The following is a 20,575-nucleotide window of genomic DNA, read 5'->3' on the forward strand; positions in this document are numbered from 1 at the left end:
CCCCCAGTGACAACGATCACGCCCGACCCCGGGAACCGTTCCGGCACCGACCGTGACCCCGCGGCCTCATTTAGCCCCACGGCGGGTACGCCCGGTACGCTCACCGCCGTGCCACACGCTGATCAGTCCCGAACCACCGAGAAGGACGCCCCCGCGAAACAGCCGGGAGCGCCCCGTCCGGTCCAGGTCCGCCCCACACCCCTCGGCGAACTGGCCGCCCGGCTGGGCGCCCCTTCCGCGTACGAGGGGGAGGTCACCGGCATCACCCACGACTCCCGGGCCGTCCGCCCCGGGGACGTGTACGCCGCACTGCCGGGCGCCCGCGCCCACGGCGCCGACTTCGCGGCGCAGGCCGCCGGGCTCGGGGCCGCCGCGATCCTGACCGACCCGGCGGGCGCCGACCGCGCCGCCGCAACCGGACTGCCCGTCCTCGTCACCGACGACCCGCGCGGCCGGATGGGCGAACTCGCCGCCGACATCTACGGACGCCCCGGCGGCGACCTCCTCCAGATCGGCATCACCGGGACCTCCGGCAAGACCACCACGGCCTACCTCGTCGAGGGCGGCCTCAAGGCGGCCGGGCGCAGGACCGGACTGATCGGCACGGTCGAGATGCGCATCGGCGACGAGCGCATCAAGTCCGAGCGCACCACCCCCGAAGCCACCGACCTCCAGGCACTGTTCGCCGTGATGCGCGAACGCGACGTCGAGGCCGTCGCCATGGAGGTCTCCAGCCACGCCCTCGTGCTCGGCCGGGTCGACGGCTGCGTCTTCGACGTGGCCGTCTTCAACAACCTCAGCCCGGAACACATGGAGTTCCACTCCGACATGGAGGACTACTACCGGGCCAAGGCGCAGCTGTTCACCCCGCGCCGCTCTCGGCAGGCGGTGGTCAACTTCGACGACGAGTACGGAAGGAGGCTGGCGAAGGAGGCGACCGTCCCCGTCGTCACCTTCTCCGCCGAAGGCCACCCGGACGCCGACTGGCGCGCCGAACACGTCCAGATCGGCCCGGCCGACAGCACCTTCACCATCGTCGGCCCCAAGGACGAGCGGATCCAGGCCAAGGCGCCGCTGCCCGGCCCGTTCAACGTGGCCAACACCCTCGCCGCCGTCGTCGCGCTCGCCGTGTCCGGCATCGACCCGCAGCAGGCGGCCGACGGCGTCGCCGCCGTCCCCGGGGTGCCCGGCCGCCTGGAGCGCGTCGACGCCGGCCAGCCGTACCTCGCCGTCGTGGACTACGCCCACAAGACGGACGCCGTCGAATCGGTCCTGCGCTCCCTGCGCAAGGTCACCAAGGGCCGGCTGCACATCGTCATCGGCTGCGGCGGCGACCGCGACGTCACCAAGCGCGGCCCCATGGGCGCCGCCGCGGCACGCCTCGCCGACACCGCCGTACTGACCTCCGACAACCCCCGCTCCGAGGACCCCCTCGCGATCCTCGCCGCGATGCTCTCCGGCGCCGCCGAGGTGCCCGCCCACGAGCGCGGCACCGTCCTGGTGGACGCCGACCGGGCCTCCGCGATCGCCGCCGCGGTGGCCCGCGCCGAGCCCGGCGACACCGTGCTCGTCGCGGGCAAGGGCCACGAGCAGGGGCAGGACATCGCAGGCGTGGTGCGCCCCTTCGACGACCGCCAGGTCCTGCGGGAAGCCATCCAGAACAGTCAGGGATGAAGAAGTGATCGCCCTCTCCCTCAGCGAGATCGCCGCAATCGTCGGCGGGCAGACGTACGACATACCGGATCCGGCCGCACAGGTCACCGGATCCGTCGTCTACGACTCCCGCCAGGTCGAGCCCGGCAGTCTCTTCGCCGCGTTCGCCGGCGAGCACGTCGACGGGCACGACTACGCCGAGCGCGCCGTGGCAGCGGGTGCGGTGGCCGTCCTGGCCACCCGCCCCGTCGGTGTGCCCGCCCTCGTCGTGCCCGACGTCACCGCCGCACTCGGCGCCCTCGCCCGCACCGTCGTCGAGCGCCTCGGGGCCACCGTCGTCGCCCTGACCGGCTCGGCCGGAAAGACCAGCACCAAGGACCTCATCGCGCAGCTCCTCCAGCGCAAGGGCCCCACCGTCTGGCCGGCCGGAAACCTCAACAACGAGATCGGGCTGCCCGTGACGGCGCTGCGGGCCACCGAGGAGACACAGCACCTCGTCCTGGAGATGGGCGCCCGCGGCGTCGGCCACATCCGCTACCTCACGGAGCTGACCCCGCCCCGCATCGGCCTCGTCCTCAACGTCGGCACCGCGCACATCGGCGAGTTCGGCGGCCGCGAGCAGATCGCCCAAGCCAAGGGCGAACTGGTCGAGGCCCTGCCGCCGGCCGAGGAGGGCGGCGTCGCCGTCCTCAACGCCGACGACCCGCTCGTCCGCGCGATGGCCTCCCGCACCAAGGCGCGCGTGACGCTCTTCGGGGAGTCGCCCGAAGCGGTCGTACGCGCCGAAAATGTCCGGCTCACAGAGAACGGACAGCCCTCTTTCAGTCTTCACACACCCACCGGGTGCAGCGACGTGACCATGCGCCTGTACGGTGAGCACCACGTGTCGAACGCGCTCGCCGCGGCCGCCGTCGCCCATGAGCTGGGCATGCCCGTGCACGAGATCGCCGCCGCGCTCTCCGAGGCGGGCACCCTCTCCCGCTGGCGTATGGAGGTCACCGAGCGTCCGGACGGTGTGACGATCGTCAACGACGCCTACAACGCGAACCCCGAGTCCATGCGGGCCGCCCTGCGCGCGCTGGCCGCCATGGGCGAGGCCGCACGGGCCAAGGGGGGGCGTACGTGGGCGGTGCTCGGCCTGATGGCCGAGCTCGGCGACGAGGCGCTCGCCGAGCACGACGCGGTCGGACGGCTCGCCGTCCGGCTCAATGTCGGCAAGCTCGTCGCAGTCGGGGGCAGGGAAGCGTCCTGGCTGCAACTGGGCGCATATAACGAGGGTTCGTGGGGTGAGGAGTCGGTGCACGTGTCCGACGCGCAGGCGGCGATCGACCTGTTGCGCAGTGAACTGCGTCCGGGAGACGTCGTGCTGGTGAAGGCATCCAGGTCGGTCGGGCTCGAGCGGGTCGCCCAGGCACTGCTCGAGAACACCACCGAGGGCGAGGTCGCCGGCCGATGAGGCAGATCCTCTTCGCGGGAGCCATCGGGCTCTTCCTGACACTGATCGGTACGCCGCTGCTGATCAAGCTCCTGGCCCGCAAGGGATACGGGCAGTTCATCCGGGACGACGGCCCGCGCACGCACGGCAGCAAGAAGGGCACGCCCACCATGGGCGGCATCTCCTTCATCCTGGCCACGCTCATCGCGTACGCCCTGGCCAAGGTCATCACCGGCGAGGAGCCGAGCTACTCCGGCGTCCTGGTGCTGTTCCTGATGGCCGGCATGGGCCTCGTCGGCTTCCTCGACGACTACATCAAGATCGTCAAGCAGCGCTCGCTCGGTCTGCGCGCCAAGGCCAAGATGGCCGGCCAGCTGATCGTCGGTATCGCCTTCGCGGTCCTCGCGCTGCAGTTCTCGGACAAGCAGGGCCTGACGCCCGCCTCGACCAAGCTGTCGTTCATCACCGACTTCGGCTGGACCATCGGCCCGGTGCTGTTCGTCGTCTGGGCGCTGTTCATGATCCTGGCGATGTCCAACGGCGTGAACCTGACGGACGGCCTGGACGGCCTCGCCACCGGCGCCTCCGTGATGGTGTTCGGCGCGTACACGTTCATCGGGCTCTGGCAGTTCCAGGAGTCCTGCCTCAACGCCAAGACCCTGACGAACCCGAACGCCTGCTTCGAGGTCCGCGACCCGCTCGACCTCGCCGTCGTGGCCTCCGCGCTGATGGGCGCCTGCTTCGGCTTCCTGTGGTGGAACACCTCACCCGCCAAGATCTTCATGGGCGACACCGGCTCGCTCGCCCTCGGCGGCGCCCTCGCCGGCCTCGCGATCTGCTCCCGCACGGAGCTGCTGCTGGCGATCCTCGGTGGCCTCTTCGTCCTGATCACCCTCTCCGTGATCATCCAGGTCGGCTCCTTCCGCCTCACCGGGAAGCGGGTCTTCCGCATGGCGCCGCTCCAGCACCACTTCGAACTCAAGGGGTGGTCCGAGGTCCTCGTCGTGGTCCGGTTCTGGATCATCCAGGGCATGTGCGTCATCGTGGGTCTGGGGCTCTTCTACGCAGGATGGGCAGCCGACAAGTGAGCACCGACGTGCCGGTCACCGACTGGCAGGGCAAGAACGTCACCGTCGCCGGGCTGGGCGTGAGCGGCATTCCCGCCGCCCGCGTCCTGCACGGCCTCGGCGCGCGGGTCACCGTGGTCAACGACGGCGACGACGAGCGCGCCCGCGCCCAGGCCGCCGAGCTGGAGGCCGAGGGCATCACGGTCCGCCTCGGCGACGGGGCGACCCTCCCCGAGGGCACCGAGCTGATCGTCACCGCCCCCGGCTGGCGGCCCGACAAGCCGCTGTTCGCCGCCGCCGAAGCGGCCGGCGTGCCCGTCTGGGGCGACGTCGAGCTGGCCTGGCAGCTGCGCGGCCACGGCGGCCGCACGCCCGCGCCCTGGCTCGCGGTCACCGGCACCAACGGCAAGACGACGACGGTCCGCATGCTCGCCTCCATCCTGGAGGCGGCCGGGCTGCGGACCGCCGCCGTCGGCAACATCGGCGTCTCGCTCCTCGACGCCGTGCTCGGCGACGAGGAGTACGACGTCCTCGCCGTCGAGCTGTCCAGCTACCAGCTGCACTGGGCGCCCAGCGTGCGCGCCCACTCCGCGGTCGTCCTCAACCTGGCCCCGGACCACCTCGACTGGCACGGCTCCATGGAGGCGTACGCCGCCGACAAGGGCCGTATCTACGAGGGCAACACCGTCGCCTGCGTCTACAACACCGCCGACAAGGCCACCGAGGACCTGGTCCGCGAGGCCGACGTCGAGGAGGGCTGCCGCGCGATCGGCTTCACCCTCGGCACCCCCGGCCCCTCCCAGGTGGGCGTCGTCGACGACCTCCTGGTGGACCGCGCCTTCGTCGCGAACCGCCACCAGCAGGCCCAGGAGCTGGCACAGGTCTCCGACGTCCAGCCGCCGGCCCCGCACAACATCGCCAACGCGCTCGCCGCGGCCGCCCTGGCCCGCGCCTTCGGCGTGGAGCCCGCCGCCGTCCGCGAGGGCCTGCGCACCTTCCGGCCCGACGCCCACCGCATCGAGTACGTGGAGGAGGTCGCCGGGGTCTCGTACATCGACGACTCCAAGGCCACCAACACGCACGCGGCGGAGGCCTCCCTCGCGGCGTACGACCCGATCGTCTGGATCGCCGGCGGCCTCGCCAAGGGCGCCACCTTCGACGAGCTGGTCCAGAAGTCGGCGAAGCGGCTGCGCGGCGCCGTCCTGATCGGTGCCGACCGGGCGCTGATCCGCGAGGCCCTCGCGCGACACGCCCCCGAGGTACCGGTGGTCGACCTCGACCGGACCGACACTGGGGCGATGGCGGCGGCGGTCCAGGAGGCGGCGCGGCTCGCACAGCCGGGTGACACGGTGCTCCTCGCCCCGGCCTGCGCCTCGATGGACATGTTCGTCAACTACAACAAGCGGGGTGAGGCGTTCGCGGACGCCGTCCGCGCACTCGCCGCCGGGCACGCCTGACCAGCCACCGGGTCCGGCGCGGCCGGACCAGACCGGAGGGGACAGCGACCATGTCGGCCGACCACACCGCCGCCCGCCTGCCCGGGCCCGCACTGTCCGGGCCCGGTGGGTCCTGGCTCGCCCTGCGGACCCGGACCGCCGGCCCCCGCAAGGCCGCGGCCGCGCGGGGCGGGGGCGGCGCGTCCCGCAGGCCCGGGACCACCCGCCCGCCGCGCGGCAGGCGGGTGCGGCGGCTGTACGAGCAGGCACGCCGGGCCTGGGACCGCCCTCTGACGGCGTACTACGTGATCCTCGGGGCCAGCCTCCTGATCACCGTCCTGGGGCTCGTGATGGTCTACTCCGCGTCGATCATCAAGGCGCTGGAGCTGTCCCTGCCGGCGTCCTACTTCTTCCGCAAGCAGTTCCTGGCCGCCGCGATCGGCACCGGCCTGCTGCTGCTCGCCTCCCGGATGCCGGTCAAGCTGCACCGGGCCCTGGCGTACCCGCTGCTCGCGGGGACGGTGTTCCTGATGGTGCTGGTGCAGATCCCCGGGATAGGGCACGAGGTCAACGGCAACCAGAACTGGATCTACCTGGGCGGCCCCTTCCAGCTCCAGCCCAGCGAGTTCGGCAAGCTCGCGCTCATCCTCTGGGGCGCCGACCTGCTGGCCCGCAAACAGGACAAGCGGCTGCTGGCCCAGTGGAAGCACATGCTGGTGCCGCTCGTGCCGATCGCCTTCCTGCTGCTCGGGCTGATCATGCTGGGCGGCGACATGGGCACGGCGATCATCCTGACGGCGATCCTCTTCGGCCTGCTGTGGCTGGCCGGCGCCCCGACGCGGCTGTTCGGCGGGGTCCTCGTCGTGGCGGCGGCGATCGGTGTGATGCTGATCAGGACCAGCGACAACCGCATGGCACGCCTCGCGTGCATCGGCGCCACCGAGCCGGGGCCGGGGGACTCGTGCTGGCAGGCGGTCCACGGCATCTATGCTCTGGCGTCCGGCGGATGGTTCGGTTCCGGACTGGGGGCGAGTGTGGAAAAATGGGGCCAACTCCCCGAACCGCACACCGACTTCATCTTCGCCATCACCGGGGAGGAACTGGGGCTGGCGGGGACGCTGTCGGTGCTCGCTCTGTTCGCGGCTCTAGGCTATGCGGGTATTCGCGTGGCCGGACGCACGGAGGACCCCTTCGTGAGGTATGCCGCGGGAGGCGTGACCACCTGGATCACGGCCCAGGCCGTGGTCAACATCGGTGCGGTGCTCGGCCTGCTGCCGATCGCCGGTGTCCCGCTCCCGCTGTTCTCCTACGGGGGCTCCGCCCTGCTGCCGACCATGTTCGCCGTCGGGCTGCTGATCGCCTTCGCGCGTGACGAGCCCGCCGCGAAAGCGGCCCTGGCCGGCCGAGAGCGCGGCTCTCGCAAGAGGGCCGGGCTGAGTTGGATGTCGATGCGACGGCGCGTCAAGAAGCGTCCGTCCGGAGAGCGGTGAATTTCGGTGCATGTCGTACTCGCCGGTGGGGGGACCGCCGGCCACATCGAGCCCGCGCTCGCCCTCGCGGATGCCCTGCGCAGGCAGGACCCCACCGTGGGGATCACGGCCCTCGGCACGGAGCGGGGCCTGGAGACCCGGCTCGTGCCCGAGCGGGGCTACGAGCTGGCACTCATCCCCGCCGTACCGCTGCCGCGCAAGCCCACCCCCGAGCTGATCACCGTTCCCGGGCGGCTGCGCGGCACGATCAAGGCCGCCGAGCAGATCCTGGAGCGCACCAAGGCGGACTGTGTCGTCGGCTTCGGCGGCTATGTGGCGCTGCCCGGCTACCTGGCCGCCAAGCGGCTCGGCGTGCCCATCGTCGTCCACGAGGCGAACGCCCGCCCCGGCCTGGCCAACAAGATCGGCTCGCGGTACGCCGCCGGGGTCGGCGTCGCCACGCCCGACAGCAAGCTGCGCAACGCCCGCTACATCGGCATCCCGCTGCGCCACACCATCGCGACCCTCGACCGCGCCCGGGTCCGCCCGGAGGCGCGGGCCGCGTTCGGGCTCGACCCGAACCTGCCGACGCTGCTGGTCTCCGGCGGCTCGCAGGGCGCGCGCCGGCTCAACGAGGTCGTGCAGCAGGTGGCGCCCGTGCTCCAGCGCTCCGGCATCCAGATCCTGCACGCCGTCGGCCCGAAGAACGAGGTGCCGCACGTCGACAACATGCCCGGAATGCCGCCGTATGTCCCGGTATCGTATGTGGACCGGATGGACCTCGCGTACGCCGCGGCCGACATGATGCTCTGCCGCGCGGGCGCGATGACCGTCGCCGAACTCTCCGCCGTCGGGCTCCCCGCCGCGTACGTCCCGCTGCCCATCGGCAACGGGGAGCAGCGGCTCAACGCCCAGCCGGTGGTCAAGGCCGGTGGCGGGCTGCTGGTCGACGACGCCGAGCTGACGCCCGAGTGGGTCCAGGGCAACGTCCTCCCCGTCCTCGCCGACCCGCACCGGCTGTACGAGATGTCCCGCGCCGCCGCCGAGTTCGGCCGGCGCGACGCCGACGACCTGCTCGTCGGCATGGTCTACGAGGCGATCGCCTCGCACCGCCGGTAACGCACCGGCGCGCGAGCCGAAGGGCGCGGCGGTGTCGAGAGGCCGAACACGGCCGGGCTCTCGGCACCGGCTGAGGCGCCCCGGAGGCGAACCGAGCCAAGGAAAGGAGCGCGCATGGCCGGACCGACGACCGCCGAGCGCGGCACCCGGGGTCCCTCGGGCGCGTCGTCGGACCGGCCGCCCGGCGGGACCGCCCCGGACACGGAGGACCGCCGCCGGATCCCCGGCCGCCTCCTGCTGCTGATCGTCACCGCCCTCGCGCTCACCGGCGGCGGAGCCTGGCTGCTGTACGGCTCCTCCTGGCTGCGCGTCGAGGACGTGACCGTGTCCGGCACCCGCGTTCTGACGCCCGGCCAGGTGGAGGCCGCCGCGTCCGTGCCGGTCGGCTCGCCGCTGGCCTCCGTGGACACCGACGCGATCGAGGAGCGGCTGCGCCACGCGCTGCCCCGGATCGACACCGTGAACGTGGTCCGGTCATGGCCGCACGGGATCGGTCTCGAAGTGACCGAACGCGAGCCGGTTCTGCTGATCCGACAGGGCGGAAAGTACATCGAAGTGGACGCAGAAGGTGTGCGTTTCGCCACGGTCACCACGGCCCCGAAGGGGGTCGCCCTGCTCGAACTGACCGCCGTCCGCTCACCGAGCCTGCGCCGCTTCGGTGCCGACCGGCTGACCCGTGAGGCGGTCGGCGTGATGGCCGGGCTGCCCGGACGGATCGCCCGGGAGGTCCGCTCCGTCCGCGTCCGCTCGTACGACTCCCTCACCCTGGAGCTGACGGGCGGCCGGACGGTCTTCTGGGGGAGCGGCGAACAGGACGAGGCGAAAGCGCGTGCGCTCGCCGCACTGCTGAAGGCGGCGCCCAAAGCGGGGCACTTCGACGTGAGTGCCCCCAGCGCCCCCGCCGCCTCGCGGAGTTGACGCACATATGCCCTGGCCAGCACCCTGGTTGGTCAGCGCTATGGGTGATCACATAGGGTGAAAAGAAAAACGGGAGGTTCGGCGTGTTCGTTGAACGTGCGCCACTTGTCGACTTAGTGTCCTGTTCGGAAGAGTCCAGCGAGCAGGCACACTGGTAACCCTAAACTTCAACGTTAGGGTTTGGGTCGGCGATTCGGACCGTCCCATCGGCATCCGTCGTCGCGGCGTGACACCAGCGCGCAGTGGCGACACGTAACTCGAGGCGAGAGGCCTTCGACGTGGCAGCACCGCAGAACTACCTCGCAGTCATCAAGGTCATCGGTGTCGGCGGCGGTGGTGTCAATGCCATCAACCGAATGATCGAGGTCGGTCTCAAGGGCGTCGAGTTCATCGCCATCAACACGGACGCGCAAGCCCTGTTGATGAGCGACGCCGACGTCAAGCTCGACGTCGGTCGCGAACTCACCCGCGGCCTCGGGGCCGGGGCCAACCCGGCAGTCGGTCGCAAGGCGGCAGAGGACCACCGCGAGGAGATCGAGGAGGTCCTCAAGGGGGCCGACATGGTCTTCGTCACCGCCGGCGAGGGTGGCGGCACCGGCACCGGCGGCGCGCCCGTCGTCGCCAACATCGCGCGCTCGCTCGGCGCCCTGACCATCGGCGTGGTCACCCGCCCGTTCACCTTCGAGGGCCGGCGCCGCGCCAACCAGGCGGAGGACGGCATCGCCGAGCTCCGCGAAGAGGTCGACACCCTCATCGTCATCCCCAACGACCGGCTGCTGTCCATCTCGGACCGCCAGGTCAGCGTCCTCGACGCGTTCAAGTCCGCCGACCAGGTGCTGCTCTCCGGCGTCCAGGGCATCACGGACCTCATCACCACGCCGGGCCTGATCAACCTGGACTTCGCCGACGTGAAGTCCGTGATGTCCGAGGCCGGTTCGGCCCTCATGGGCATCGGCTCCGCCCGCGGCGACGACCGGGCCGTGGCCGCCGCCGAGATGGCGATCTCCTCGCCGCTCCTGGAGGCGTCCATCGACGGCGCCCGCGGTGTCCTGCTCTCCATCTCCGGTGGCTCGGACCTCGGCCTCTTCGAGATCAACGAGGCCGCGCAGCTGGTGAGCGAGGCCGCCCACCCCGAGGCCAACATCATCTTCGGTGCCGTCATCGACGACGCCCTGGGCGACGAGGTACGGGTCACGGTCATCGCGGCCGGCTTCGACGGCGGCCAGCCGCCCGCCCGGCGCGACAACGTCCTCGGCGCGACGGCCGCCAAGCGCGAGGAGCCCGCCCCGGCCCCGTCCCGCGTCACCGAGACCCCGCGGTCCGCCGGCGGCCTCGGCACCGTGCCGGTCCGCGAGGAGCCGCCGGCCCCGGTCGAGCCGGCCCCGGTGGTGAGCGAGGCCCCGGTCTCGGCCGCCACGCCGCCGACCATCCCGACGACGCGGCCCTACCCGGACACCCAGGCCGAAGAGCTGGACGTCCCCGACTTCCTGAAGTGACGGCCGGACAGTGATCCTGACGTGATAGGGCAGCACGACACCGTGAACGGCGCGCACTTCGCCTTCACCGACCGGTGGGGCGGGGTGAGCGCCGTTCCGTACGAGGAGCTGAACCTCGGCGGCGCCGTCGGCGACGACCCCGCCGCCGTTCATACGAACCGGAACCTCGCCGCCAAGAGCCTGGGCATCGACCCCGGCCAGGTCGTCTGGATGAACCAGGTCCACGGCCGGGCCGTCCATGTGGTCGACGGACCCTGGCCCGCGGAAGCGGAAGTTCCGGAAGGGGACGCCGTCGTCACCGCGAGACCGGGACTGCCCCTCGCCGTGCTCACCGCCGACTGCACACCGGTCCTGCTGGCCGACCCGGTCGCCGGAGTCGTGGCCGCCGCGCACGCGGGACGCCCGGGGATGGTCGCCGGGGTCGTCCGGGCGACGGTCGAGACCATGATCACACTCGGCGCGGAGCCGGACCGGATCATCGCCAGGACCGGCCCCGCCGTCTGCGGGCGCTGCTACGAGGTTCCGGAGGCGATGCGCGACGAGGTCGCCGCCGTCGAACCGGCCGCCCGGGCGGAGACGAGCTGGGGCACCCCGGCCGTCGACGTCACCGCCGGCGTCCACGCCCAGCTGGAGAGACTCGGGGTACGGGACCGGCGGGCCTCGGAGGTCTGCACCCGCGAGTCGGGGGACCACTTCTCGTACCGCCGCGACCGCACCACGGGACGGCTCGCCGGATATGTCTGGCTCGGGGGTCCCGCCCGGCAGAAGGCCGGGGGAGGAAAGAACGCATGACGGACCGTAGGACAGAACTCGCCGAGAACCTGGCGAGAGTGGAGGAACGTATCTCCGCGGCCTGCGCCGCCGCGGGCCGCGAGCGGGACGAGGTGACCCTGATCGTGGTCACCAAGACGTACCCCGCGAGCGACGTCCGCCTCCTCCATGAGCTCGGCGTCCGCCATGTCGCCGAGAACCGGGACCAGGATGCGGCCCCCAAGGCCGCAGCGTGCGCAGATCTCGATCTGACCTGGCACTTCGTCGGTCAGCTCCAGACCAACAAGGTTCGCTCGGTCGCCGGTTATGCCCAGGTCGTGCAGTCGGTCGACCGCCCAAGGCTGGTCACCGCGCTGTCATCGGCGGCGGAGCGTACCGGGCGGGAGCTGGACTGCCTGATCCAGGTCGCCCTCGACGCGGAGTCCGGCGAGCGCGGTGAGCGCGGGGGCGTGGCGCCCGAGGGCATCGAGGAGTTGGCGGACGCGATCGACGCGGCGCCGGGGCTGCGGCTCGGCGGTCTGATGACCGTGGCGCCGCTGACCGGGCCCTATGCGGGGCGGCAACGGGCCGCGTTCGACCGGCTGATGGAATTCTCATCCCGCCTGCGCGCGACCCGTCCGGCTGCGAACATGGTGTCAGCAGGGATGAGTGCGGACCTCGAGGACGCGGTGGCGGCCGGAGCGACACATGTACGCATCGGTACGGCGGTACTCGGAGTACGACCCCGGCTCGGGTAACGTCGCCAAGCAAGTCGGACCACAGTAGAAAATATGGTCATTTCCGCCGAACAGCGGACTGGCCCAGTGGATCGCGGGCGCGAGGTGACGTTGCCGATCCACCACAGAGCGGAGGAATCGGAGAATGGCCGGCGCGATGCGCAAGATGGCGGTCTACCTCGGCCTCGTGGAGGACGATGGGTACGACGGCCGGGGCTTCGACCCCGACGACGACTTCGAACCCGAGCTGGAGCCGGAGCCCGAGCGCGACCGGCGCCGCCACCAGCCCCCGCACCAGGTGGAGCGCGAGGAACCGGTGCGCGCCCCGGTAGCGCAGCCTCCGGTTCAGCGCGACCCCGTTCCGCTTCCCGCTGAAAGCGGACGACCCGCCCGAATCGCCCCCGTGGCGTCCATCACACCTGAACGCCCGAGCCTGGAGAAGAACGCACCGGTGATCATGCCCAAGGTCGTGTCCGAGCGGGAGCCCTACCGCATCACCACGCTGCACCCGCGGACGTACAACGAGGCCCGTACCATCGGGGAACACTTCCGCGAGGGCACGCCTGTGATCATGAACCTCACCGAGATGGACGACACGGACGCGAAGCGACTTGTCGACTTTGCCGCCGGTCTCGTCTTCGGGCTGCATGGCAGCATTGAGCGAGTGACGCAGAAGGTGTTCCTGTTGTCGCCTGCTAACGTCGATGTCACGGCGGAGGACAAGGCCCGCATCGCAGAGGGCGGATTCTTCAACCAGAGCTGAGACCGAAGCAGGGAAACGACCACGGGAACGACCCGGCCGGAAGGCCGGTGACGAGAGAGCCAGGGGAGAGGGAACGCGGGATGGGCGTCGCACTGGATGTGATCTGGGTCGCTCTTGCGTGCTTCCTCGTGCTGCTCTTCTTCCGGCTGGTCATGCAGTACGTCTTCCAGTTCGCCCGTTCATGGCAACCCGGCAAGGCGATGGTGGTCGTTCTGGAGGCCACCTACACTGTCACCGATCCACCACTCAAGCTTCTGCAGCGGTTCATCCCACCGTTGCGTCTCGGGGGCGTGGCACTCGACCTGTCCTTCTTCGTTCTGATGATCATCGTCTACATCCTGCTCAACATCGTGGGTGGCTTCGCGATGAGGGTGTAGCGATACGGTCCTGCCGACTGCCGACGACTACGTAGAGGTGAAGAAGAGATGCCGCTGACCCCCGAGGACGTGCGGAACAAGCAGTTCACGACCGTCCGTCTCCGAGAAGGCTATGACGAGGACGAGGTCGATGCGTTCCTCGACGAGGTCGAGGCCGAGCTGACGCGCCTGCTCCGCGAGAACGAGGACCTGCGCGCCAAGCTGGCCGCCGCCACGCGCGCCGCCGCGCAGAACCAGCAGCAGGCCATGCGCAAGCCGCCGGAGCAGCAGGAGCGCCCGGTGGGTCCCGGCGCACCCGTGCCCGCCGCCATATCCGGACCGCCGGTCCAGCAGCAGCCCCCGCAGATGGGCCCGCCCCAGCTGCCGGGTGGTGCTCCTCAGCTGCCGGCCGGTCCCAGCCACGGCGGCCCCCAGGGCCCGCACGGCCCCGGTCCCATGCAGGGCGGCCCCATGGGCGGTCCGATGGGTGGCCCCATGGGCGGTCACGCTCCCGGCATGCCGCAGCAGGGCCCCGGTGGCGACAGCGCCGCCCGTGTCCTGTCGCTGGCCCAGCAGACCGCCGACCAGGCGATCGCGGAGGCCCGCTCCGAGGCCAACAAGATCGTCGGTGAGGCGCGTTCGCGCGCCGAGGGCCTGGAGCGCGACGCCCGCGCCAAGGCCGACGCGCTGGAGCGGGACGCGCAGGAGAAGCACCGCGTCGCGATGGGCTCCCTGGAGTCCGCCCGCGCCACGCTGGAGCGCAAGGTCGAGGACCTGCGCGGCTTCGAGCGCGAGTACCGCACGCGTCTGAAGTCGTACCTGGAGAGCCAGCTGCGTCAGCTGGAGAGCCAGGGCGACGAGTCGCTGGCCCCGCCGCGGACTCCGGCCACCGCCTCGCTGCCGCCGTCCCCGTCGATGGCGTCCGCCGGTGCGAGCGCCCCGTCCTACGGCGGCAACCAGACCATGGGCGGCGGCCCCACGATGGGCGGCGCCCCGTCGTACGGTGGTCAGCAGCAGATGTCGCCGGCGATGACCCAGCCCATGGCACCGGTGCGGCCGCAGGCGCCGCAGCCGATGCAGCAGGCTCCGTCGCCGATGCGCGGCTTCCTCATCGACGAGGACGACAACTGACGCCGGCGGGCGCGCTGTGAGCGCGTAGCCGTCGGCAGTCGGCAGGGCCGGGGCCCGGAACATCCGTTCCGGGCCCCGGCCCTTTCGGCGTACGGGCGTATGGGCGGGGGCGCTTCGGCGTACGAGGGGCGCTTCGGGAGCACGGACCGGGGCTCGGCTGGAGCCGTCGTACGACCTGTGGGTACGCGGAAGCCCCGGCGCCAGGAGCGCCGGGGCTTCCGTTCGTCCGGGGCCGGGCCCGGGCCGGGTCAGGCCTTGCGGAGGCGGAACGTCAGGGACAGGGGCTCGTCCGTGAACGGCTCGCCGTACGACCCGTCCGCCTCGCCCCGCGCGAAGTCCGTCGCCAGGACCTCGTCGGCGATCAGACCGGCGTGGTCCGACAGGGCCGCGGCGACCTCCTCGTCCGTGGACTCCCAGCGCAGCGCGATCCGGTCGGCGACGTCCAGGCCGCTGTTCTTGCGGGCCTCCTGGATCAGGCGGATCGCGTCACGGGCCAGGCCCGCACGGCGCAGCTCCGGCGTGATCTCCAGGTCGAGCGCGACCGTCGCGCCCGCGTCGGAGGCGACCGACCAGCCCTCGCGCGGCGTCTCGGTGATGATCACCTCGTCGGGGGCGAGGGTGACCGTCTCACCGTTCACCTCCAGCGTGGCCTCGCCGTCGCGCAGCGCCAGCGACAGGGCCGCGGCGTCGGCCGCCGCGATCGCCTTGGCGACGTCCTGCACGCCCTTGCCGAAGCGCTTGCCCAGCGCCCGGAAGTTCGCCTTGGCCGTCGTGTCGACCAGCGAGCCGCCCACCTCCGACAGGGAGGCCAGCGACGAGACGTTCAGCTCCTCCGTGATCTGCGCGTGCAGCTCGGGGGAGAGGGCCTCGAAGCCGCTCGCCGCGACCAGCGCGCGGGACAGCGGCTGGCGGGTCTTCACACCGGACTCCGCGCGCGTGGCACGGCCCAGCTCCACCAGGCGGCGCACCAGCGTCATCTGCTGCGACAGGGTCGGGTCGATCGCGGACAGGTCCGCCTCCGGCCACGTCGACAGGTGCACCGACTCGGGGGCGCCCGGCGTCACCGGCACCACCAGGTCCTGCCACACCCGCTCGGTGATGAACGGGGTCAGCGGGGCCATCAGCCGCGTGACCGTCTCGACCACGTCGTGCAGCGTGCGCAGCGCCGCCGCGTCACCCTGCCAGAACCGGCGCCGCGAGCGGCGCACGTACCAGTTGGACAGGTCGTCGACGAACGCCGACAGGAGCTTGCCGGCGCGCTGCGTGTCGTACGCCTCCAGGGCCTGCGTGACCTGGTCGGTCAGCGCGTGCAGCTCGCTGAGCAGCCAGCGGTCCAGGACCGTGCGCTCCGCCGGCGCCGGGTCGGCGTCCGAGGGCGCCCAGCCCGCCGTCCGCGCGTACAGCGCCTGGAACGCGACCGTGTTCCAGTACGTGAGGAGCGTCTTGCGGACGACCTCCTGGATCGTGCCGTGGCCGACGCGGCGCGCCGCCCACGGGGAGCCGCCGGCCGCCATGAACCAGCGGACCGCGTCCGCGCCGTGCTGGTCCATCAGCGGGATCGGCTGGAGGATGTTGCCCAGGTGCTTGGACATCTTCCGGCCGTCCTCGGCGAGGATGTGGCCCAGGCACACCACGTTCTCGTACGACGACTTGTCGAAGACGAGCGTGCCGACCGCCATCAGCGTGTAGAACCAGCCGCGGGTCTGGTCGATGGCCTCCGAGATGAACTGCGCCGGGTAACGCTTCTCGAACAGCTCCTTGTTCTTGTACGGGTAGCCCCACTGCGCGAACGGCATCGAGCCCGAGTCGTACCAGGCGTCGATGACCTCGGGGACGCGCGTCGCCGTCTCCCGGCACGTCGGGCACGGGAACGTGACGTCGTCGATGAACGGGCGGTGCGGGTCGAGGCCCGACTGGTCGGTGCCGGTCAGCTCGGTCAGCTCGGCGCGCGAGCCGACGCACGTGAGGTGACCCTCCTCGCAGCGCCAGATCGGCAGCGGGGTGCCCCAGTAGCGGTTCCGGGAGAGCGCCCAGTCGATGTTGTTGTTCAGCCAGTCGCCGAAGCGGCCGTGCTTGACGGACTCCGGGAACCAGTTGGTCGCCTCGTTCTCCGCCAGGAGCCGGTCCTTGACCGCCGTCGTGCGGATGTACCAGGACGGCTGCGCGTAGTACAGCAGCGCCGTGTGGCAGCGCCAGCAGTGCGGGTAGCTGTGCTCGTACGCGATGTGCTTGAACAGCAGGCCGCGGGCGCCCAGGTCGGCCGTCAGCGCCTCGTCGGCCTTCTTGAAGAACACGCCGCCGACGAGCGGGACGCCCTCCTCGAACGTGCCGTCCGGGCGGACCGGGTTCACGACCGGCAGGCCGTAGGCGCGGCACACCTTGAGGTCGTCCTCACCGAAGGCCGGGGCCTGGTGGACCAGACCCGTACCGTCCTCGGTGGTCACGTAGTCGGCGTTGACGACGAAGTGCGCCGCGTCCGGGAACTCGACCAGCTCGAACGGGCGCCGGTACGCCCAGCGCTCCATCTCCGCGCCCGTGAAGGTCTGCCCCGTGGCCTCCCAGCCCTCGCCGAGCGCCTTCGCCAGCAGCTGCTCGGCGACGACCAGCTTCTCCTCGCCGTTCGTCGCGACGACGTACGTGACGTCGGGGTGCGCGGCGACGGCGGTGTTCGACACCAGCGTCCACGGCGTGGTCGTCCAGACGACGAGGGACGCCTCGCCGGCCAGCGGGCCGGACGTCAGCGGGAAGCGGACGTACACGGACGGGTCGACGACCGTCTCGTAGCCCTGCGCCAGCTCGTGGTCCGACAGGCCCGTGCCGCAGCGGGGGCACCAGGGCGCCACCCGGTGGTCCTGGACCAGGAGGCCCTTGTCGAAGATCTCCTTCAGGGACCACCACACGGACTCGATGTACTCGGGGTCCATCGTCCGGTACGCGTCGTCCACGTCGACCCAGTAGCCCATGCGCGTCGTGAGCTCGGCGAACGCGTCGGTGTGCCGGGTCACGGACTCACGGCACTTCGCGTTGAACTCCGCGATGCCGTACGCCTCGATGTCCTTCTTGCCGGAGAAGCCCAGCTCCTTCTCGACGGCCAGCTCCACCGGCAGGCCGTGGCAGTCCCAGCCGGCCTTGCGGGCCACGTGGTAGCCGCGCATGGTGCGGAAGCGGGGGAAGACGTCCTTGAAGACGCGGGCCTCGATGTGGTGGGCGCCCGGCATGCCGTTGGCCGTGGGCGGGCCCTCGTAGAACACCCACTCCGGGCGGCCCTCGGACTGCTCGAGGCTCTTGGCGAAGACCTTGCTCTCGCGCCAGAAATCGAGCACGGCGTGCTCGAGGGCGGGCAGGTCGACCTGGGCGGGTACCTGGCGGTACTGCGACATCGGATCCTCCGGCGGACTGTTCCTCGTTCCGTCGGAGGGACGAGAGCATGTGCTCCCGCGGTACCACCCTCCTTGGCCCCGGGCACAAGGCCCGACGCCCCCTCATTCGGGTCGCGAAGCCGGTTCTACTGACCCTGCGTCCGTGGGCGGAGCCCACTCTCCAAGGCTTTCTTCCGGCGGCTCCGGGGTGATGCTTCACATCGGGCTCGCCCCCGGGCTCTCACCGTCCCCGGGTCGCTCATGGCTGCGTACGACGCTACTGGTCCCCATCCACGCCTTTCGCTCCGCCCAGTGTACGGGGCCGCACGGACACGGGCCGACAGGTTTTGCGCGCGGCGGCCGGCGGGTGCCGGTGGGCCGGGCGGTGTTCCGGCGGGGCCGGGTGGGTGACCCGGGCGGGCATACGGGTCAGGGCGGGTTCCGGACGGGGCAATACGGCGATTACCGGCGGGGGAGCTGGGCACAAGGCATGCAGGCTCGCCTTGTCGTGTGACGGGGTGGGCGGAACCGGCGGCGTGCCCCGTTGCCGCGGGGCTGGAGTCGATTTATCGTCCCAGCACGATTCGCGAGCAAGATCACAATATGTGAAGGGGCCGCGGCATGGTGGCGAAGAAGAGCGCCGTCACGAGGACGGCGTCCACGAGATCCACCGCTGCGGGTGCGGCGGTCAAGGACCCGGGCGGCAAGAAGAGCACCGCCGCCGCCCGCTCCACCACGCGGTCCACGGCCAAGGAGGCGGCCCCGAAGAAGACGGTCACCAAGAAGGCCGCGGCGAAGAAGGCCACCGCCAGGAAGGTCGCGGGATCCTCCGGAGCCGCAGGAGGCGCGCAGAGGCCCGCCCGGGCGGCCGAGGCCCCCGCCACGACCCCCGCCAAGAGAGCGCCCACGAAGAAGGCCGCGTCCCAGAGCGCGGCACCGGGCGGGACGGCGGCCAAGAGGACGGCCGTCAAGAAGACGGCGGAGACGAAGGCGACGGCGGAGAAGGCGCCGGCCACGAAGGCCGGGACCACCAAGGCGGCAGCCGCGAAGGCCCCCGCGAAGAAGGCCGCGGCCACCAAGGCCGCGGCCAAGAAGGCGGCCGGCGCGAAGGCGGCGGCCCCCAAGGCAGGAACCGCGAAGACCACGGCCGAGAAGGCCCCTGCCAAGAAGACGGTCACCAAGGAGGCGGTCAGTAAGAAGGCGGCCACCAAGAAGGCGGTCACGAAGAAGACGGCCGCCTCCAAGGCGGCGGCCGGCAGAACGGCGGCCAAGAAGGCCACGGCCGCTGAGGCACCAGCCAAGAAGGCACCAGCCGTGAAGGTCACAGAAACCAAGGCGCCGGCCAAGAAGGCTTCGGCCACGAAAGCACCGGCCACGAAGGCCCCGGCCAAGAAAGCACCGGCCACGAAACCCGCAGCGGTCAAGGCGCCGGCCACGAAGGCACCCGCCAAGGCACCGGCCGCCAAGGCACCCGCCGAGAAAGCCGCCGCCAAGAAGGCGCCGGCGCGCAAGGCGGCCACCAGGGCGAATGCCGGGACGGCCGCCCCGCCGGCCGCCGGGGAAGCCGTGGAAACGACTCCGGCGGCCGCGCCGGCAGCCGCTCCCGGCGGGAGGCCCGCCGCGAGGAAAACCGCCGCGAGGAAAGCTGCGGCCAAGAAGGCCACGGCCGCTCGGGCCGTGAAGAAGGCCGCGCCCGCGGCCGAGGGGGCGGCCCAGGCCGCGGAGCAGACAGGAGCCAGGACGGTGGCAGCGAAGAAGACGGCGGACGTGACCACGGCGGCCGGCGGCGCGGCGGTGCCCCCGGCCCGCGGGGTCGCCGAGGCGGCGCCCGAGGAGCTCGCCGTACGCGCCGGCGAGGAGCCGTGGACCGCCGAGGAGGTCGCGGAGGCCCGCGCGGAGCTGGAGAGCGAGGCCAGGCGCCTCCAAGAGGAGATCGCCGCCTCCGAGGCGGCGCTGTCCGGCCTGATGCGGGACTCCGGTGACGGCGCCGGGCACGACGAGGCCGACACGGGCACCAAGAACATCACCCGCGAGCACGAGATGGCGCTGGCCGCCAACGCCCGGGCGACCCTGGAGCAGACCGTGCACGCCCTCCAGCGGCTCGACGCGGGCACCTACGGCCTGTGCGAGGTGTGCGGGCGTCCGATCGGCAAGGCCCGTATGCAGGCCTTCCCGCGGGCCACCCTGTGCGTGGAGGACAAGCAGAAGCAGGAACGCCGAGGCTGATCCGCACGTGTGTGCCGTACCCTCGTCACAGTCAGGCACCTAGGTTGAGGGACACACGTGGCAGAGGCGGAGCGCATCATCGGTACGCCGGATGTTGACGACGAGGCTGCGGCTCCCGCCGAGCAGCCCAAGGGCAGGCGGAGGGTCGTGGCGCTCTTCGCCGTGGCCCTCGTGGCCTATCTGCTGGACCTCGGCAGCAAGATGCTCGTCGTGGCCAAGCTGGAGCACCGCGACCCGATCGTGGTCATCGACGGTGTGCTGAAGTTCGTGGCGGTACGGAACCCGGGTGCGGCGTTCGGGATCGGCGAGGCGTTCACGGTGATCTTCACGGTGATCGCGGCCGCGGTGATCGTCGTGATCATCCGGCTGGCGCGCAAGCTCTACAGCCTGCCGTGGGCGATCGCGCTGGGCCTCCTGCTCGGCGGCGCGCTCGGCAACCTCACCGACCGGATCTTCCGGTCGCCGGGGATCTTCGAGGGCGCGGTCGTGGACTTCATCGCGCCGACGCACTTCGCCGTGTTCAACCTCGCGGACTCGGCGATCGTGTGCGGCGGCTTCCTGATCGTCATCCTGTCCTTCCGGGGACTGGACCCGGACGGGACCGTCCACAAGGACTGAGCCCCGCGTTGTCCACAGGCTGACCGGGCACGCGCGCCGACA

Annotated in this window: 16 protein-coding genes; 15 read left to right on the forward strand and 1 reads right to left on the reverse strand. The window is 71.6% G+C overall.

Annotated elements, in window-relative coordinates; genetic code table 11:
• Positions 1 to 6 precede the first annotated feature (6 nt).
• From ABEB09_RS24835 to ABEB09_RS24895, 13 genes are all read left to right on the forward strand, one after another.
• Complete coding sequence (locus ABEB09_RS24835; protein WP_345692125.1) at positions 7 to 1,674, forward strand: UDP-N-acetylmuramoyl-L-alanyl-D-glutamate--2,6-diaminopimelate ligase; 1,668 nt, start codon at positions 7 to 9, stop codon at positions 1,672 to 1,674.
• Between the two features lie 4 nt (positions 1,675 to 1,678).
• On the forward strand, positions 1,679 to 3,109 hold the full coding sequence (locus tag ABEB09_RS24840; protein ID WP_345692126.1) for a UDP-N-acetylmuramoyl-tripeptide--D-alanyl-D-alanine ligase: 1,431 nt from the start codon (positions 1,679 to 1,681) through the stop codon (positions 3,107 to 3,109).
• On the forward strand, positions 3,106 to 4,176 hold the full coding sequence (gene mraY, locus ABEB09_RS24845) for a phospho-N-acetylmuramoyl-pentapeptide-transferase (protein ID WP_345692127.1): 1,071 nt from the start codon (positions 3,106 to 3,108) through the stop codon (positions 4,174 to 4,176). The genes ABEB09_RS24840 and mraY overlap by 4 nt, the downstream gene beginning before the upstream one ends.
• On the forward strand, positions 4,158 to 5,612 hold the full coding sequence (murD, locus tag ABEB09_RS24850; RefSeq protein WP_380840147.1) for a UDP-N-acetylmuramoyl-L-alanine--D-glutamate ligase: 1,455 nt from the start codon (positions 4,158 to 4,160) through the stop codon (positions 5,610 to 5,612). The genes mraY and murD overlap by 19 nt, the downstream gene beginning before the upstream one ends.
• A 50-nt stretch (positions 5,613 to 5,662) precedes the next feature.
• On the forward strand, positions 5,663 to 7,081 hold the full coding sequence (gene ftsW / locus ABEB09_RS24855; protein WP_345692128.1) for a putative lipid II flippase FtsW: 1,419 nt from the start codon (positions 5,663 to 5,665) through the stop codon (positions 7,079 to 7,081).
• 6 nt (positions 7,082 to 7,087) lie between these two features.
• The gene (murG, locus tag ABEB09_RS24860; protein ID WP_345692129.1) at positions 7,088 to 8,179 is read left to right on the forward strand and encodes an undecaprenyldiphospho-muramoylpentapeptide beta-N-acetylglucosaminyltransferase; all 1,092 of its coding nucleotides are present in this window, start codon (positions 7,088 to 7,090) and stop codon (positions 8,177 to 8,179) included.
• Positions 8,180 to 8,293: 114 nt separating this feature from the next.
• The gene (locus ABEB09_RS24865) at positions 8,294 to 9,097 is read left to right on the forward strand and encodes a cell division protein FtsQ/DivIB (RefSeq protein ID WP_345692130.1); all 804 of its coding nucleotides are present in this window, start codon (positions 8,294 to 8,296) and stop codon (positions 9,095 to 9,097) included.
• 278 nt (positions 9,098 to 9,375) lie between these two features.
• Positions 9,376 to 10,593, forward strand: a complete 1,218-nt coding sequence (gene ftsZ, locus ABEB09_RS24870; protein ID WP_345692131.1) for a cell division protein FtsZ — start codon at positions 9,376 to 9,378, stop codon at positions 10,591 to 10,593.
• A 21-nt stretch (positions 10,594 to 10,614) separates the two neighbouring features.
• Entirely contained in the window at positions 10,615 to 11,385 is a 771-nt protein-coding gene (gene pgeF, locus ABEB09_RS24875) for a peptidoglycan editing factor PgeF (protein ID WP_345692132.1), read from the forward strand.
• A complete protein-coding gene (locus ABEB09_RS24880; protein ID WP_345692133.1) occupies positions 11,382 to 12,101 on the forward strand; it encodes a YggS family pyridoxal phosphate-dependent enzyme in 720 nt (239 codons plus the stop codon). Before pgeF ends, ABEB09_RS24880 begins: the two co-directional genes overlap by 4 nt.
• A gap of 124 nt (positions 12,102 to 12,225) precedes the next feature.
• Positions 12,226 to 12,843 (forward strand): cell division protein SepF, encoded by a 618-nt coding sequence (locus tag ABEB09_RS24885; protein ID WP_345692134.1) that lies wholly within the window; start codon positions 12,226 to 12,228, stop codon positions 12,841 to 12,843.
• 80 nt (positions 12,844 to 12,923) lie between these two features.
• On the forward strand, positions 12,924 to 13,220 hold the full coding sequence (locus ABEB09_RS24890) for a YggT family protein (protein WP_345692135.1): 297 nt from the start codon (positions 12,924 to 12,926) through the stop codon (positions 13,218 to 13,220).
• A gap of 48 nt (positions 13,221 to 13,268) precedes the next feature.
• Positions 13,269 to 14,330, forward strand: a complete 1,062-nt coding sequence (locus ABEB09_RS24895) for a DivIVA domain-containing protein (RefSeq protein ID WP_345692136.1) — start codon at positions 13,269 to 13,271, stop codon at positions 14,328 to 14,330.
• Positions 14,331 to 14,578: 248 nt separating this feature from the next.
• On the opposite strand, the gene ileS is transcribed toward ABEB09_RS24895, so the two are convergent.
• Positions 14,579 to 17,710 (reverse strand): isoleucine--tRNA ligase, encoded by a 3,132-nt coding sequence (gene ileS, locus ABEB09_RS24900; RefSeq protein WP_345692137.1) that lies wholly within the window; start codon positions 17,708 to 17,710, stop codon positions 14,579 to 14,581.
• Between the two features lie 600 nt (positions 17,711 to 18,310).
• Here ileS and ABEB09_RS24905 point away from each other — a divergent pair.
• Positions 18,311 to 19,915, forward strand: a complete 1,605-nt coding sequence (locus ABEB09_RS24905) for a TraR/DksA C4-type zinc finger protein (RefSeq protein WP_345692138.1) — start codon at positions 18,311 to 18,313, stop codon at positions 19,913 to 19,915.
• A gap of 57 nt (positions 19,916 to 19,972) precedes the next feature.
• Positions 19,973 to 20,533 carry a signal peptidase II gene (gene lspA / locus ABEB09_RS24910; protein WP_345692139.1) on the forward strand — a complete coding sequence of 187 codons (561 nt, stop codon included), beginning with the start codon at positions 19,973 to 19,975 and terminating at the stop codon, positions 20,531 to 20,533.
• Positions 20,534 to 20,575 lie beyond the last annotated feature (42 nt).

It is taken from the genome of Streptomyces coeruleoprunus, from assembly GCF_039542925.1.
Lineage (GTDB): Bacteria > Actinomycetota > Actinomycetes > Streptomycetales > Streptomycetaceae > Streptomyces > Streptomyces coeruleoprunus.

Bases quoted from the DNA above. Each gene is read 5' to 3' on its own strand.
- ileS (WP_345692137.1), bottom strand. From the start codon at position 17,710: ATGTCGCAGTACCGCCAGGTACCCGCCCAGGTCGACCTGCCCGCCCTC.
- mraY (WP_345692127.1), top strand. From the start codon at position 3,106: ATGAGGCAGATCCTCTTCGCGGGAGCCATCGGGCTCTTCCTGACACTG.
- ABEB09_RS24885 (WP_345692134.1), top strand. From the start codon at position 12,226: ATGGCCGGCGCGATGCGCAAGATGGCGGTCTACCTCGGCCTCGTGGAG.
- ABEB09_RS24880 (WP_345692133.1), top strand. From the start codon at position 11,382: ATGACGGACCGTAGGACAGAACTCGCCGAGAACCTGGCGAGAGTGGAG.
- ABEB09_RS24865 (WP_345692130.1), top strand. From the start codon at position 8,294: ATGGCCGGACCGACGACCGCCGAGCGCGGCACCCGGGGTCCCTCGGGC.
- ABEB09_RS24890 (WP_345692135.1), top strand. From the start codon at position 12,924: ATGGGCGTCGCACTGGATGTGATCTGGGTCGCTCTTGCGTGCTTCCTC.
- ftsW (WP_345692128.1), top strand. From the start codon at position 5,663: ATGTCGGCCGACCACACCGCCGCCCGCCTGCCCGGGCCCGCACTGTCC.
- ABEB09_RS24895 (WP_345692136.1), top strand. From the start codon at position 13,269: ATGCCGCTGACCCCCGAGGACGTGCGGAACAAGCAGTTCACGACCGTC.
- murD (WP_380840147.1), top strand. From the start codon at position 4,158: ATGGGCAGCCGACAAGTGAGCACCGACGTGCCGGTCACCGACTGGCAG.
- ABEB09_RS24905 (WP_345692138.1), top strand. From the start codon at position 18,311: ATGGTGGCGAAGAAGAGCGCCGTCACGAGGACGGCGTCCACGAGATCC.